This window comes from Enterococcus sp. AZ140 (genome assembly GCF_051714405.1).
Lineage (GTDB): Bacteria > Bacillota > Bacilli > Lactobacillales > Enterococcaceae > Enterococcus_B > Enterococcus_B pernyi.
The window spans coordinates 1673994-1690063 of sequence record NZ_JBIORU010000001.1 but is presented as its reverse complement, the minus strand read 5'-3'; the positions used below and the strand labels follow the sequence as shown (position 1 = coordinate 1690063).

The 16070-nt window shown below is 40.9% G+C and carries 9 protein-coding genes and 1 other annotated feature; of the genes, 6 read left to right on the top strand and 3 right to left on the bottom strand.

Annotated elements, in window-relative coordinates; all coding sequences use genetic code 11:
- Positions 1-122: 122 nt before the first annotated feature.
- The gene (locus IGJ39_RS07860; RefSeq protein WP_195339207.1) at positions 123-3140 is read left to right on the top strand and encodes a bacterial Ig-like domain-containing protein; all 3018 of its coding nucleotides are present in this window, start codon (positions 123-125) and stop codon (positions 3138-3140) included.
- Between the two features lie 65 nt (positions 3141-3205).
- Here IGJ39_RS07860 and IGJ39_RS07855 read toward each other — a convergent pair whose 3' ends face one another.
- Together IGJ39_RS07855 and IGJ39_RS07850 are read right to left on the bottom strand one after the other, a co-directional pair.
- Positions 3206-4993 (bottom strand): ABC transporter ATP-binding protein, encoded by a 1788-nt coding sequence (locus IGJ39_RS07855; protein ID WP_195339208.1) that lies wholly within the window; start codon positions 4991-4993, stop codon positions 3206-3208.
- Positions 4980-6728 carry an ABC transporter ATP-binding protein gene (locus IGJ39_RS07850; protein WP_019723376.1) on the bottom strand — a complete coding sequence of 583 codons (1749 nt, stop codon included), beginning with the start codon at positions 6726-6728 and terminating at the stop codon, positions 4980-4982. The genes IGJ39_RS07855 and IGJ39_RS07850 overlap by 14 nt, the downstream gene beginning before the upstream one ends.
- Positions 6729-6825: 97 nt before the next feature.
- On the opposite strand from IGJ39_RS07850, the gene IGJ39_RS07845 reads away from it, so the two are divergent.
- Positions 6826-7590, top strand: a complete 765-nt coding sequence (locus IGJ39_RS07845; RefSeq protein ID WP_019723377.1) for a MerR family transcriptional regulator — start codon at positions 6826-6828, stop codon at positions 7588-7590.
- 45 nt (positions 7591-7635) lie between these two features.
- Positions 7636-7867 (top strand) — a binding site (T-box leader).
- Positions 7868-7950: 83 nt separating this feature from the next.
- Entirely contained in the window at positions 7951-9081 is a 1131-nt protein-coding gene (locus IGJ39_RS07840; protein WP_019723378.1) for a 5-methyltetrahydropteroyltriglutamate--homocysteine S-methyltransferase, read from the top strand.
- 787 nt (positions 9082-9868) lie between these two features.
- On the opposite strand, the gene IGJ39_RS07835 is transcribed toward IGJ39_RS07840, so the two are convergent.
- Positions 9869-10897 carry a LacI family DNA-binding transcriptional regulator gene (locus IGJ39_RS07835; RefSeq protein WP_019723379.1) on the bottom strand — a complete coding sequence of 343 codons (1029 nt, stop codon included), beginning with the start codon at positions 10895-10897 and terminating at the stop codon, positions 9869-9871.
- A gap of 113 nt (positions 10898-11010) precedes the next feature.
- Here IGJ39_RS07835 and IGJ39_RS07830 point away from each other — a divergent pair, with 113 nt between their 5' ends.
- Genes IGJ39_RS07830 through IGJ39_RS07820 form a run of 3 tightly spaced genes read left to right on the top strand, consistent with a single transcriptional unit; the run spans position 11011 to position 16040 of the window.
- Positions 11011-13245 (top strand): alpha-galactosidase, encoded by a 2235-nt coding sequence (locus IGJ39_RS07830; protein WP_019723380.1) that lies wholly within the window; start codon positions 11011-11013, stop codon positions 13243-13245.
- On the top strand, positions 13229-15106 hold the full coding sequence (locus IGJ39_RS07825; protein WP_019723381.1) for a glycoside hydrolase family 2: 1878 nt from the start codon (positions 13229-13231) through the stop codon (positions 15104-15106). Before IGJ39_RS07830 ends, IGJ39_RS07825 begins: the two co-directional genes overlap by 17 nt.
- Positions 15087-16040 (top strand): beta-galactosidase small subunit, encoded by a 954-nt coding sequence (locus tag IGJ39_RS07820; protein ID WP_019723382.1) that lies wholly within the window; start codon positions 15087-15089, stop codon positions 16038-16040. Before IGJ39_RS07825 ends, IGJ39_RS07820 begins: the two co-directional genes overlap by 20 nt.
- The last annotated feature ends 30 nt before the right edge of the window (positions 16041-16070 follow it).

The following is a 16070-nucleotide window of genomic DNA, read 5'->3' as shown; positions in this document are numbered from 1 at the left end:
ACAAATCGATTCTCAAATATTTTTTTCAAAAAAAAAAAATAAAAAATTTTCTTTCACAGATTACGTTAGAATTTAGTTGGATGTTTTTTTATCTTTCTATAATTTGAGGAGTTGAATAAGGAATGGACCACAGAAAAATAGTAAAAGTGACAGCTTCAATGTTATTACTTATGAACGCATCCCAACAGAGTATCACGACATTTGCTGATCATTTAGACAGTGGACAAATGACAGAAGAGCTAGTCAATTCGACCATCGAAGAACCAACAGAGAATAGCCTGATGGAAACAGCAGAAAACGAAGCGATGGATGAACAGCAAACAAGCGAAACGCCAGAATCCCCAGCAACTGCTCCATCAGAAGTGCCGACAGAACCCACCACAGAAACAACTCCAGATGGAAATGCTGAGCTAGAGCAATCTACTGTCGCTTCGACAGTTCCCACCACTGTGGAACAAGAAGTGACAGATGTTTCAAGTGAACCAGTTATTCCAGATCCAAATGCCAAGACTGAATGTTTTGAGATACAAGGAACAGAAGATCAATTAGCATCTGGTGTGTTTGGTAGCAGTCCTTGGCGGATCGACCAGGAAGGTGTATTGTACATAGATGCAGGGACATTAGGAGAAACAACATCAGCGGCTCGTGCACCTTGGTTTCCTCACCGTTCACTCATCAAAAAAGTCGTTCTTACTGGACCTGTGGTAGCAAATACTGACTCATTAGGACTATTTTTTGATATGAATCAGCTGACGACGATCGAGAATTTATCCAATCTAGATACAAGTCAAGTCACGAATATGGATTATTTCTTTGCATGGTGCCAGCAGCTGACCTCATTGGATCTTACAGCTTTTGATACCCAAAATGTTCGTTCGATGAACTATATGTTCAATGGGGTGTCTTCTGTTAGCACGCTCGATCTAAGCAACTTCAATACAGCGAATGTCACTGAAATGAGTCATATATTTTATGGGATGAGCGGATTGACTTCATTAGATTTATCCAGTTTTAACACGATGAACGTGTCGAACATGAGCTACATGTTTTATGATTGCTCTGCCTTGACGACACTGGATGTAACTGGTTTTCAAACAGCCAACGTGACAAATTTCAGTCATATGTTCCGCGGTTGTTCCGGATTGGCTCAACTGGATCTTTCTAGTTTTGTAACGAGTCAAGCAACAGAAATGTCCTTCATGTTCCATGGCTGTTCGGGATTACAAGCGTTAGATGTGACACATTTTGATACGAGCAACGTTATGTACATGCATTATATGTTCCATGGCTGTTCCGGTTTGACAGAACTTGATGTTAGTCGCTTTGATACGACAAACGTGACTTCTATGTACTATATGTTTTTCGGTTGTTCCGGTCTGACAGCGTTAGATGTTACGAACTTTTCAACAACTAACGTGACAACAATGAGTTTTATGTTTGCAGAATGTCTCAATTTAGAAGCAATCGATGTCAGTGGTTTTGATACGGAGAATCTTCGATTTATGCGAGGAATGTTTAGAAACTGCAAAAAGATCACTGAATTGGATCTATCTCATTTTAAAACTGGCAAGGTGCAATTGCAGCAAGAGATGTTTGCTGGTACAACCTCTTTATCCAAAATTTCTTTAGGTATCCAGTTCTATTCTTTAACTGATACCAATATTCCTGAGTTGCTCGCTACAGAAGAGCATACGGGGTATTGGCAAAATGTGGGATCTGGCACAGAAGATGTCCCACTTGGTGAATATGTATTAAGCTCCTCTTCACTGATGACAACTTATCAAAATAGTATGGCGGATACTTATGTGTGGCAACCAATTGCTAGTGAGTCGATCCGCGCAATGGATTCAACGATCTATGTTGGTGATAGTTGGGAACCAATCGACAATTTTGTCTTAGCGACCGATCCAAATGGAGAATCAATTCCTTTTGATGAAAGTATGGTCAGTGGTACAGTGGATACGACGACAGCAGGAGTCTATCCAGTGACTTATACCAATGGATCTGCGAGTCAACAGATCAATGTGACTGTCGAAGAAAGTCAAGAAACCCTTAAAGTCACAGATTCGACGATCATTGTAGGGGATGCTTGGACACCAAGTGATAATTTTGTTTCCGCTACTGATAAAACGGGAGAAGCTGTTGCCTTTGATGAAAATATGGTCAGCGGCGAAGTCGATACGACACAAGTAGGTGAGTACAAGATCACCTATACTTTTGGGAGACTCAGTCGTGAAATCACAGTGACCGTCATTGCTAGTCAAGAAGCGATCAAGGCGACCGATTCAAGAATCCACACAGGGGATGTTTGGCATCCAAGCGATAATTTTATCTCAGCGACCAATAGAGCAGGTGACACTTTGCCATTTGATGAAAGTATGGTATCAGGCACCGTTGACACCGGACGAACAGGAAACTTCATCATTACTTATACGAATGGAGAAGCCTCTCAAAAAATAACAGTGACCGTGGTTGAAAATAGAGAAACGATCCAAGCAAAAAATGGCAGCATTTATGTCGGTGATAAGTGGGCGCCAAGTGATCAATTTGTATCTGCTACAAACAAAGATGGGGAAATGATCGTTTTTGATGAAAGCATGGTCAGTGGTACGGTAGATACAACTAAAGCTGGCGATTATCCGTTGACTTATACCAACGGTCGAGCAACAGAAGAAGTTGTGGTGGTTGTAAAAGAAAACGGAGAAACGATTGTAACAAAGGATCTTCAATTATATATCGGTGATACGTGGGACCCAAGCGATGGCTTTGTCTCCGCAACAAATCGCGAAGGGTTCGCTCTCGCATTTGACCAGAATATGGTGTCAGGCGATGTTGATACCAACAAAGAAGGAACCTATACGATCACTTACACGAATGGTTCAGTTTCAGAAACAAGTCAAGTGACAGTGAGTAAACGAGGGACTGCCGGAGGAAATGCCAACACAGGCGGAGGGAATACTCAGCAAAAGAAAACAGCCAACACCTCTGCAACCTCAAAAAAACAAGTCCAAGGAAATGCAGCAAAAAATTTACCAAAAACTGGTGAGATCCGATCTAGTGCAACCGTTCTTGGTTTTGCTCTTGTTGGAGGAGCAATCGGAACCTATATCTACAAGAAAAAGAAAAATCGTAAAGATTGATTCTTTAAAATCAAAAAGCCAACTTAGTTTCGGAGTGATCCTAGACTAAGTTGGTTTTTTATCGCTCAACTATTTTGAAATTGGCTATTGTATAAGCTTGCATAAAGTGTCGGTTGTTGCAATAGCTCTGTATGCGTTCCTGTTTCAATGATGTCTCCGTTTTGCATCACTACGATCATATCCGCATGTTCAATCGTTGACAGACGATGGGCAATCACAAAGCTGGTCCGGTTTTTAGTTAAAGCATCCATCGCTTCTTGGATCAAGGCTTCCGTACGTGTATCGACACTTGACGTTGCTTCATCTAAAATGACGACTGCAGGATTAGCTAAAATGACTCGTGCAATCGTTAAGAGCTGTTGTTGCCCTTGAGATATCGACCCATTTTCGCTTGAGATAATGGTGTCATAACCTTGTGGCAGCGTACGGATAAAATGATCACATTGAGCAATTTTAGCTGCTTGAATGATTTCATCTCTGGTTGCCTCTTTTTTGCCGTAGGCAATATTTTCTGCAACAGTACCTTCGAATAACCAAGTATTTTGTAGTACCATGCCAAATAGATTCCGTAATTCATGGCGCGGCAAATCGGTGATGTCATGACCGTCGAATAAAATCTGACCGTCATTAATTTCATAAAAACGCATCAAAAGATTGACAAGAGTTGTTTTTCCAGCACCAGTTGGCCCAACGATGGCAACCGTTTGTTGTGGCTTGACCGAGAAGTTGACATCTTTCATCAATGGTTTTTCTGATGTATAACCAAAACGAACATGTTTGAATTCAATTGCTCCTTGTGGTGCAATGATGGGATTTTCTACTGCATGATCAACTGCTTCTTCTGGTTCATCCATGATCTCAAAGATTCGTTCGATGGATGCCATGGCTGATTGTACGGAATTGATGACATATGAAGCAGTGGAGATTGGTTCTGATATTTGATTGATATACTGCAAATACGCTTGTAAGAAACCAATGGTGATCCCACCAGATAAAACGGCTATTGCCCCAATGACCGCACTTGCGATAAATGCTAATTGATTGATCAAACGGATGGCTGGATAAATCGCAAAATTCATGAACTGCGCTTTTTTGAAAGCTTGTGATTGTTTTTCATTTGCTTTCTTGACTTCATCAATCGCTAATGCTTGTTGGTTGAAGGCTTTGATCACCAAATTCCCAGTTAGATATTCTTCTGCTTTATTATTCAAATCTCCCAGTTCTTCTTGGTTATGATCAGAAATTTGTTTATTCTTGTTTGCGAATTTTGTTGTGACAGTTGTGCTGATCATAATCAAAATAAGAACAAGTAAAGTCAATTTGATATCGATGTAAAACAACATGATACCAGCTAACAGGATCGTAACAAGAGAGGTGAAAAGTTGATTGATCCCTGTGAGCAATACTTGTGATAGCTGATTTAAACCTGTAGTTGTCCGACTAATGATATCACCAACTTGATGACGGTCATAGAAAGCCATTGGAAGAGCTTTGAATTTTTTTGTAACTTCTTTACGGACACGTAAGGTCACTCGTTCACTTAATGAAGCCATCGCTCGTTCTTGAATAAAGGAAGTGATACTACTTAGTAAGGAGAAGAGTATCAACAGGATCACTGGTAAAAGCAATGTTTCTCTTACATCTGTTACTGTCATATGGTTAAGTCCAACCTCTTTGATCCGCCCGAGTAGTTGATCGATCCCGATACCCATGATTAGTGGCATAGCAACGACTAATGTATTACCGACCAAGCTGCAAAGTAACGAACCATAGAAGATTTTATGTTCAGGCTGGATCATTCGCCAGAAACGTTTCAAGCTTTGTTTTTTTATCGTTGTTTTAGTCATTTCCATCGACTCCCTCCTTTAACATACCTTGTGATTTCGCAAATTCTTGATACGAACGATTATTTTTCAACAATTCTTCATGAGTGCCTTGGCCAACGATCCGTCCTTCATCTAAAACGATAATATTATCAGCGTTTATGATGGTACTTAGACGTTGTGCAATGATAATCAGTGTTTTATCTGCCATTTCACGTTGCAACGCCCCACGTAACTTAGCATCGGTTCGATAGTCCAATGCAGAGAAACTATCATCAAAGACATAGATTTCAGCAGATTTGACTAACGCTCTAGCAATACACATCCTTTGCTTTTGGCCGCCAGAATAATTATCTCCGCCTTGAGCCACAAAGCTGTCCAATTGATCCGGTAGGTTTTCTAATACTTCATCCAATTGTGCGATGCGAATTGCTTTGGTTAGTTCTTCATCTGTCGCATGTTCGTTCCCCATCAATAGATTACTGCGAATCGTTCCACTAAATAAAAATGCTTTTTGGGGAACATAACTAATATAGCTTCGAAGCGTTTCTTGGTTCATTTCTGTGATCGGGGTGCCTGCGAATTTGATTTGTCCATTTGAAACATCGTTTAGACGTAGCAGTAATTTTGCAATCGTGCTTTTTCCTGAACCTGTTCCACCAACAATGGCTGTCGTTTTTCCTTTTGGTACAATAAAATCAATATCTTCCAATACAGGATCGGCGTTTTCGTTGTAGCGAAACGTCACATGTTCGAAGGATAAGAAAGTATCATCGACTGAATCGAAGGATAAAGTTTCTGGTTGGTCGGGATCTTTGATTTCGATTTCAGCTTGTAATACTTCTTCGATTCGTTTAAGACAAGAGATTGATTTTGGTACGATAACAAAAACCATTGCGGCAATCATCAAATAGGCAAGTGTCAACATCGAATATTCCACAATGGCAGTTACTGTACCGATTTGTAAGCTACCATTAGCCACCAAACCGCCACCAAACCACAAAATGGATGCATAAACGATGCCCATAAGTAAAAAGGCGATCGGTGTGACCCAAGCAAAGATTCGATTGACTCGGATCATCTGTTGCGCGTAATTTTCAAAGGTTTCATTTGTTCTTTTTTCTTCATAATCTTGATTGTTGAAGGCACGGATCATATTGACACCTGTAAAGAATTCACGCAACGTTGTCGTGACACGATCCATCTTCGGTTGAATACTCAAAGATAAAGGGGTTCCTTTTTTCATCAAATAATACGTGATCAGCGCATAGATGAAGATCGAGCCTAACGTAATCAATGTCAACTTGACGGAATGCTCCAACATCATCAGAATCGTAAATAATGAGATAATTGGTGCAGGGATGATCATCTGACAGAACATGACGATCATTTGTTGGACGTTATCTACGTCATTGGTCATCCTAGTCAATAGTGAACCGGTATTAAATTGATCGACATCTTTCATCGACAATTGTTGGAATTTATTGAAAAAACTTGCTCGTGTCTGATAGCCAAATCGTGCGGCTAACAAAGCAGAACAGTAGCTTGAGGCAACTGCGGCAAAAGAGCCTAATAGAGCAACAAGTAACATTTGAATTCCAATTTGTTGGATTTGTTTCACTTCGCCACTTGCAATCCCTGTGTCTATGAGATCAGCTACTAACTTTGGCACACCAAGGGTTCCTAGCAGTTGTAAACAGATAAATAAAAGAGTAAGTAAAGCAATTCCTTTATTGTTTTTTATCGATATTTTTAATAGTTTCATGATGTTTCCTCCTTTTCCCGACAAATACGCATTCTACACCTTAAAGTTACTTGAAGGTCAAGAAGAAAAAGCATAAACTATCATTGAGGTGAAAGGTATGAAACGATTGTATTCGATTGGGGAAGTATCGGAGTTATTGGATATCCCTCGATCAACCATTCGGTATTGGGATGCTGAAGGGTTGATCCATGCAGCAAGAGAAGAGGAAAACGGGTATCGGTTGTTTGATATCGATGCCATTTTTCAAGTCTATGACATCAATTTTTATCGAAAACTCGATATTCCCATGAAGCAAATGAAAAATCTATATAGTAAATCGTTAAATGAGATGTACGACATTTTAGCTGAAACGGAACAGCGTTTGGATCATGAGAAAAAAATCTTAGAACAAAAACATAAAGAAGTATTATCAAGAAAAAAACAGTTAAAAGAAATGATCGATAGTGAACCAGATAAATTTCCTGAAGAAGAAATTCCCTTTCAAAAAATCGTCGTGGCAGCATCTGATGACCTCTTATATTCAAAGGAATACCTAAAAAATTATTCAAGTTTCGTGATTTATTTTCCAGAAAATAATCAGAACAGTATTTATGGGTTCTGTACGGACGAGCACACGAAAGAACTCCCAGGTTCACAGACGATCTGGCAGAATGATCCTGCGAAAAAGTACGTGCGATTTCTACTAAAAGTCGAAGTGAACAACACAAAAAATAATAATCTATCTGAAGTAAAAGACAGGTTGCAAAAGCAAGGCTATCGATTAGGACAAACGATTGGTCAATACTTGTTGACCCATACGACAAAGGAAAAGATTTCCTTTGAATATTACCGAGCTTGGATCGAAGTGAGTGAGGGGAAGTAGGATTAGTTGACATTCGGAAGTAAACATGGGATAGTAATTGACAATATCAAAGCGTAGAAGAGAAGAGTAACTAACGGTCAACGGTAAAAAGAGACTCCGGTGGGTGAAAAAGGAGACCAGAAACCTTAGTGAAGATGAACTTGGAGCTTGTTTTACTAGTAAATGAGTAAAACCGGACTGCGACCGTTAACTCGCCGGATATCTGATGGTATCGTTGAGGCATTATTTGTGAGGATAATGCAAATAAGGGTGGTAACACGACGCATTCGTCCCTTTTGTCAAGACTTGGCAAAAGGGATGAGTGTTTTTTTGTTTTCATCAGGTCTTTATCTACTACGCAATCTAAGGAGGAATTTTTTTATGACTACTCGTTCAACATCCCCATTTCGTTATGACATCGTCGGGAGCTTTTTGCGCCCAGAAAAGTTAAAAAGAGCACGAAAAGCATATAACGAATCGCTTATTTCTGCTACTGATTTGAAAGAGATAGAAGATGAAACCATTATCGATCTGATCAAAAAACAAGAAGCTGCTGGCTTACATGCGGTGACAGATGGTGAGTTTCGTCGGAGTTGGTGGCATTTGGACTTTTTCTTTGGTTTACAAGGTATCGATTTTTTTGTACCTGAGCGTGGTTATCAGTTTCACGGAGAAGAGACACGTCCAGGAACGGTGATTGTAACAGAAAAAATCACAGGAGAGAGCCATCCTTTTGTGGACCATTTTCGGTTTACACGTACCCATACGACCGAGGGCGTCGAAGTAAAGCAAACCATTCCAGCCCCAGCTCAACTGTTAGTGGAGTTGTTACGTCCAGACATTTTGCCTCATGTTCGTGCCATCTATCCGACAAACGAAGAACTTTTTCAAGATATCGTAACAGCTTATCGGCAAGTGATCGCGGATTTATATGAAGCAGGCGCCAGAACGATCCAATTGGATGATTGTACGTGGGGCGTATTAGTAGCACCTTTACCAGAAGGATTTTTAGCAGAGAGTGATAAAGAGGAAAGCGAGATTCGCAAAGAGTTGGCGCAGACCTATTTACAAATCAATAATGCGGTTCTTGGAAATCAACCACAAGATTTGATTTTGAATACCCATGTCTGTCGAGGGAATTACCACTCCACCTGGGCGGCAGCTGGCGGGTATGATGCTGTAGCTGAGCCATTATTTACGGAAGAAAATGTTCATGCCTATTATTTAGAATATGATAACGATCGTTCAGGCGGTTTTGAACCACTTGCGAAAGTTAGTGAAGGAAAACTCGTAGTATTAGGATTGATAACCTCAAAATCTGGCGAACTTGAGGATCGTCAAAAAATCATCGAACGTATTTATGAAGCTACTCGTTACATCCCTTTAGATCGATTATGTTTAAGCCCACAATGCGGGTTCGCCTCCACCGAAGAAGGGAATATCTTGACAGAAGAAGCGCAATGGCAGAAAATTGCGTTGATCAAGAGTATTGCAGAAGAGGTCTGGAATTAAGTAAACGCCGATAAACCAAGTATTCAGAAAAACCGTTAAGAACAACTCAGTTGTGTTCATAGCGGTTTTTTTGCTGAAAAAAATCAATTCTTGGAGCTGACCTTCAACACTAAGCTAAAAAATCAAAAAATATGAGAAGCTATTTTCCGATTTTCTATCTTACTGCTCAGGTCAAAGCGCTCATTTCACGACCTTCGATAAACGGTGTTCGAAAGCCAACTCCTACGACATTAAGTCGAAAATTGAAAAAATATGAGAAGCTATTTTCCCATTTTCCGCCTTACTGCTTGGAGCTGAACGGCTTTCTCACAACCTATGATAAACGGTGTTCAAGGCGCAACACTTCGGACATAAGCCAAAAAAATAAAAAATGAAAGAGCCATTTTCTATTTTTTTTATCTTATGCCTCAGTGCTGAACGCGCCTTTCACGACCTCCGATAAACGGTGTTCAATGAGCTGACCTTCAACACTAAGCTAAAAAATCAAAAAATATGAGAAGCTATTTTCCGATTTTCTATCTTACTGCTCAGGTCAAAGCGCTCATTTCACGACCTTCGATAAACGGTGTTCGAAAGCCAACTCCTACGACATTAAGTCGAAAATTGAAAAAATATGAGAAGCTATTTTCTCAATTTCCGCCTTACTGCTGGGAGCTGAACGGCTTTCTCACAACCTCTGATAAACGGTGTTCAAGGCGCAACACTTCGGACATAAGCCAAAAAAATAAAAAATGAAAGAGCCATTTTCTATTTTTTTTATCTTATGCTTCAGTGCTGAACGCGCCTTTCACGACCTCTTTGGCACAAAGCTTTCTCTTACCACTAATCGGGTGGGGTAGGTCAAAATTATGGGTTCGTCGCGGACTTGGTCGATTCTTTCGACGGCTAAGCGTACGGCGGCTTTACCGATGGATTTGGCATTGATTTGGACGGTGGTCAAGCCAGGAGTTAGTTTACTGGCTGCTTCAATGTTGTCGAAGCTGGCGATCATGATGTCTTTACCAATGGCCAAATGGTGCTTTTTCATTGTGCGATAGACGCCGATTGCCATTGGATCGCTTCCTACAAGGAGTGCGGTTGGAAGTGGATCAGAGCTTTGGATCAGCTCTTCAGCTAATCGTTCACCGTCTTCTTCGGTCCAATTTCCCAGATAGTGCGTACTGTAATCTTGTAACTGGTGATCAGACATGAAATGCAAATAGGCACGGATGCGTTTTTCATCTGGATTGATCGTCTTGCCTCCTCGTTCATCCATATCGACTTGATAGCCACCGATATAGGCGATCCGTTGATGCCCACTCTCTAGAAACAACTCTAAAACAGCTTTGGTCATTCGCTCCAAATCTCCATAAACCATATCGACTTCTTGTTGGATATCAGGATTATCAACAACGATCAAATGCTGATTTTGTGCCAATAGATCAGTGATCGACTGCTTCGTCACTGTTCCAACTACGATGATCGCTCCTAGTTGATCTAAGTCTTTCCATTCCTTGGGATTGTCAGAGAGATTGTAGATGCGATTCATGCCAATATGCAGGCGGTTTGCTTCTTCTTCTAATCCCATACGTAATTCTTTGTAATAGACATCTTGTGCTTCACTTGCCTTACTGATCGTCGAGATCACACCGATCGATGGCATTCGTTTTTTGATATATTTTCGTTTATTGATATCATAGTTCAATTTTTCTGCAACTTCAAAAATCCGTTTCTTTGTTTCTGGTGCGACATGGATTGTCTTATCTTGATTCAATACGCGTGAAACAGTTGCAGGAGAGACATTCGCTTTTCGAGCGACATCACGAATCCCTACCATAAAATCACTCCTTTAAGAAATATAAAAAAAGTTATTGACAAATATGTTTAGTAAACAGTATACAGGAGTTAGTTAAAAAGTAAACGGTTTCTAAAAATTTGTGAGGTGAAGAAATGAAAAGACAATCATTGATTGCATTCGATTCGGAAACAAATGTTTTTCATTTGTCGAATCCATTGATTTCTTATGTGATGAAAATTGAAGAATCTGGTGTGTTGACCCATGTTCATTTTGGTAAAAAAGTGAGTAACTATACCGATAACAAAAAATACCCAAGAAGAGATCGGGGTTTTTCAGGAAATGTTCCTTTGCATGATGAGCGGGCATTTTCAAAAGATACGCTGCCACAAGAATTTTCGGGACACGGAAGTATGGATTATCGCATTCCAGCTACGATCATCACACGTGAGAATGGCTCTAGCTTGCTTGATTTAAGATATGAAACGTACCAGATCAACCAAGGTAAACCAAAGCTTACAGGATTACCACAAACCTATATATTGGAGGAACAGGAAGCACAAACGTTGTGTATCACATTGAAAGACCGAGATTTACCGATCTATGTGGATCTTTTTTATACGATTTACGAAAAACGAGGGGTCATTATCCGCTCCGCTAAGTATCGCAATCAAACGGAGCAAATGATCTGGTTAGATAAAGCAGCTTCTTTTCAATTAGATTTGACGAATTCAGGCAGATTTACTGAAGTGATCGCCTTACCTGGCGCCCACGCTAGAGAGCGTTTGATTTCGAGACAACGGATCACTGCGGGGGTGAAATCATTTGAAAGTCGACGAGGAAGCAGTAGTCACCAAATGAACAATTTTATCGCTTTGACACATACTCATACGACGGAAAGTCTTGGGGAAGCCATCGGTCTACAGTTTATCTATTCTGGCAATCATGCGTTCGAGATCGAAAAAGATCAAATCGATCAACTAAGAATTGTTGGTGGCATCAATGCGTATCAGTTCCAATGGCAACTTTCAACCGATGAAGCGTTTCAAACGCCGGAAATGATCCTTTCTTATTCAGACGAAGGATTAAATGGCATGAGCCACATACATCATGAACTGCTGCGAGAACGTGTGGCACGTGGGAAACATCAGTACGAACCACGTCCGATCTTGGTCAATAATTGGGAAGCGACTTATTTTGATTTTACTAGCAAAAAAATCGAAGCACTGATCGATGAAGCAGCAGCGTTAGGTATGGAAATGTTCGTCTTAGATGACGGCTGGTTCGGAAAAAGAGATGCAGATACTTCTTCTTTAGGAGACTGGTTTGAATATGAAGGGAAATTGGCGAATGGATTGAAAGGCATTGCAGAGTACGCCCATGAAAAGGGCCTAAAATTTGGGCTATGGGTGGAGCCTGAAATGATTTCGATCGATTCTGAATTGTATCGTCAGACGCCTGATTATTTGATGCAAGAACCAGCACGCACGCCTGCGGCATCTCGGTCGCAATTTGTTTTGGATTTTACACGAAAAGAAGTGCGAGATTCGATCAGTCAGCAATTACGAAAAATTTTGGATGAGGTACCGCTCGATTATGTGAAATGGGATATGAATCGCTCCTTATCAGATGTTTACTCTGCTTACGTGGAGAATCAAGGAGAGGTCTATCACCGGTATGTTTTAGGATTATATGACCTTTTAGAAGAGTTGACCACAGCTTATCCAGATATCTTATGGGAAGGATGCTCAGGTGGAGGTGGCCGTTTTGACGCAGGAATCCTTTATTATATGCCACAATCCTGGACAAGTGACAATACCGATGCAATGGAACGGATCGATATCCAATATGGCACGAGTCTCGGCTATCCCATCTCATCCATGGGTGCCCATGTCTCCGCATCACCTAACCATCAAAGTGGACGTGTGACAGATTTAAAGACACGCGGGGATGTAGCGATGAGCGGGGTATTTGGTTATGAACTTGATTTGACCGCATTAGACGAACAAGAAAAGAGAATCATCAAAGAACAGATCAGCACGTATAAAGAAATTCGTCAAACCATCCAACAAGGAAAGTTTGACCGCTTAGAAAATCCCTTTGAACAAAACATTGCGGCGTGGCAATTTGTTTCTCCAAATAAAAAGGAGATCGTTGTCTTTATGGCACGACGATTAACTTCTGGACAACCGCCTTTTCATGAGATCCGCTTGGTTGGTTTGGAGGAAGGGATGTATCGTGAACGTAAAAGTTCATTGATTTATTCAGGCTCGGAGTTAATGACGATGGGGCTTTATCTCCCTGATTTTCACGGAGATTTTCAAACAGAAATGTTTCACTTTGAAAAAATAGCTACAGGAGAGGAAGAAGAAAATGCAAGCATCAATTGATTGGTTAGATGATCCCCAAGTTTTTCGTGTGAATCAGCGAAAGGCACATAGTGATCATACGGTCTACGGTTCAAAAGAAGAAATAAAAAGTCAAAGTTCCCGACTACAGTCGCTAAATGGTGAATGGCGCTTTTGTTTTTCTGAAAATGCAGAAAAACGCCCAAAAGAGTTTTTTGAACAAGATTTTGACGATCGTTCATTCGACACGATTCATGTGCCTGGCCACATTGAACTCAGTGATTTTGATAAGATCCATTACATCAACACGATGTATCCTTGGGAAGGTCATGAGTTTCGTCGTCCCGCTTATACAACTGCTTCAGAAAAGGAAATGGCAGGGATGTTCTCTCAAGCGGAAGAAAATCCAGTAGGGTCCTATGTTACGACTTTCCAATTAGCAGAGGGACTGAAGGGAAAAGATGTCACGATTCGTTTTGAAGGTGTCGAACAAGCCATGTATGTGTGGTTGAATGGTCATTTCGTTGGTTATGCAGAAGATTCATTTACACCGTCAGAATTTGATTTGACTCCTTATCTAGAAGAAGAGAATCGTTTGGCAGTCGAAGTCCACAAACGTAGCACAGCTGCCTTTTTAGAAGACCAAGATTTTTTCCGTTTCTTTGGGATTTTTCGAAATGTCGTCTTAGTTGCTCGTGGCAAGAATCATTTAGAAGACTTGTGGTTACGTCCCCAATTAGATGACACGTATCAAAAAGGAAAATTGGATGTGTCCTTATCTTTTGAAAATCTTACAGCTGAAAGCGACTTACAGGTACGGGTCCTTGATTTAGACAAACAAACGATCTATGAAGAAAAGCATGAGATAGGCGAAACAGTGCAGCTCAGTATTGATTTAGGTGAAGTGGTATTATGGGATCATTTTGCGCCGAATCTCTATACCGTTGAAATTGAAACCAGGGACCGTGACGGAGTGACTGAATATGTCGAGTATCCATTCGGATTTCGCAAGATCGAGTTAAAAGATAAAATGATGTATCTGAATGGGAAACGTTTGATCATCAATGGCGTCAATCGTCATGAGTGGAGTGAAAAAACAGGACGTGCGATCACTTTAGCTGACATGGAAAAGGATTTGGCAGTGATTAAAAATGCCAACATCAATGGCGTGCGGACCTCACATTATCCCAACCAGATTCCTTGGTATTTCCTCTGCGATCGAGCAGGTATCCACGTGATGGCAGAAACCAATTTAGAATCACATGGGTCATGGCAAAAAATGGGAGCTTTTGAGCCATCCTATAATGTACCAAGAGGAATTCCGCAATGGCGAGAAGTGGTGCTAGATCGAGCAAAAACCAATTTTGAAACCTTCAAGAACCACACCAGTATCTTGTTCTGGTCCTTAGGCAACGAGTCTTATGTAGGGGAGAATATTCGCTTGATGAATGAATACTTCAAGACCGTTGATCCAGACCGCTTGGTGCATTATGAAGGGAATTATGTTGATCCCGCATTTGAAGCTTCGGTTTCAGACATGAAAAGTAGTATGTATGCGACACCTGAGGCGGTCGCTGAATATCTAGAAAACCAAGCGGATAAACCATATATCTTGTGCGAATACATGCACGATATGGGGAATTCTCTCGGTGGATTAGGTTCTTATATGGCACTATTAGACAAATATGAGATGTACCAAGGTGGTTATATTTGGGACTTTAAAGATCAAGCACTTGAGGTACTTGATCCAGTAACAAATCGAAAAGTCATGCGTTACGGCGGCGATTTTGATGATCGTCCAAGTGATTATGAGTTTTCGGGAAATGGCATCGTTTTTGCAAATGGACAAGAAAAACCAGCATTACAGGAGGTAAGATACTATTATGGCAAATACAGCTCCTAAATTGAGAATCATTTATGGCGACTGCACTTTAGGAATCAAAACAGAAGAAAAACATTATATCTTTTCCTACACACGAGGCGGTTTGGAATCCCTCAAAAAGAATGGGAAAGAATGGCTTTATCGTGAAACGCAACCGACTTTTTGGCGAGCATTGACAGATAATGATCGAGGAAATGGCTTTGGTTATCGCTCTAGTATGTGGCTTGGTGCAGGGTTGTATCTAAAAGTGGAAGCCATCCATGTTGCAATAAACGACCAAGCCATCGAACTGCCGATCGCACCAGTCAATAATCGTTATAGCAACCAGGAGTATGCGCATACAGTCGAGATCACTTTCACATTGGCAGTCAACACAACCCCACAAACGACCGTCGATATGACGTATCGTGTCAACGAACAAGGGGATCTACACGTGAACATGTACTATCATGGCAAGAAAGGATTACCCGAACTGCCAGTATTAGGCTTTCGCATGATTATGCCAACAAAAGCCACTCATTTTGATTATGAAGGCCTGTCAGGTGAAACTTATCCGGATCGTAAAGCTGGTGGCGTACCAGGGGTCTATCATGTGGAGGGCCTGCCGATCCCACCTTATTTAGTGCCACAAGATTGTGGCGTCCATATGGATACCAAGTGGTTAGAGATCACGCGCAAGACAACCTTGAATAATGCAGATAAAAGTCAGGAAGAGTTTTCCTTACGATTTGAACAAAAGGATTCGCCATTTGCTTTTGCGGCATTACCATTCAAAGCAGAAGAATTAGAACAGGCGACACACATGGAGGAACTACCAGCGGAACGGCGAACGGTTGTCACGATGTTGGCGAAAGTCCGAGGAGTCGGAGGGATCGATTCATGGGGAGCGGATGTAGAAGAAGCCTATCATATTAGTGGTGAAGAAGACCACGAATTTAGTTTTATCATTAAATAATGTAAATCGGAACATCAAAAATAGGACCCA

What these genes read in the sequence shown, in the direction of transcription:
- IGJ39_RS07855 (WP_195339208.1), bottom strand. Translation starts at nt 4,993, where the DNA reads ATGGAAATGACTAAAACAACGATAAAAAAACAAAGCTTGAAACGTTTC.
- IGJ39_RS07850 (WP_019723376.1), bottom strand. Translation starts at nt 6,728, where the DNA reads ATGAAACTATTAAAAATATCGATAAAAAACAATAAAGGAATTGCTTTA.
- IGJ39_RS07835 (WP_019723379.1), bottom strand. Translation starts at nt 10,897, where the DNA reads ATGGTAGGGATTCGTGATGTCGCTCGAAAAGCGAATGTCTCTCCTGCA.
- IGJ39_RS07820 (WP_019723382.1), top strand. Translation starts at nt 15,087, where the DNA reads ATGGCAAATACAGCTCCTAAATTGAGAATCATTTATGGCGACTGCACT.
- IGJ39_RS07845 (WP_019723377.1), top strand. Translation starts at nt 6,826, where the DNA reads ATGAAACGATTGTATTCGATTGGGGAAGTATCGGAGTTATTGGATATC.
- IGJ39_RS07840 (WP_019723378.1), top strand. Translation starts at nt 7,951, where the DNA reads ATGACTACTCGTTCAACATCCCCATTTCGTTATGACATCGTCGGGAGC.
- IGJ39_RS07860 (WP_195339207.1), top strand. Translation starts at nt 123, where the DNA reads ATGGACCACAGAAAAATAGTAAAAGTGACAGCTTCAATGTTATTACTT.
- IGJ39_RS07830 (WP_019723380.1), top strand. Translation starts at nt 11,011, where the DNA reads ATGAAAAGACAATCATTGATTGCATTCGATTCGGAAACAAATGTTTTT.
- IGJ39_RS07825 (WP_019723381.1), top strand. Translation starts at nt 13,229, where the DNA reads ATGCAAGCATCAATTGATTGGTTAGATGATCCCCAAGTTTTTCGTGTG.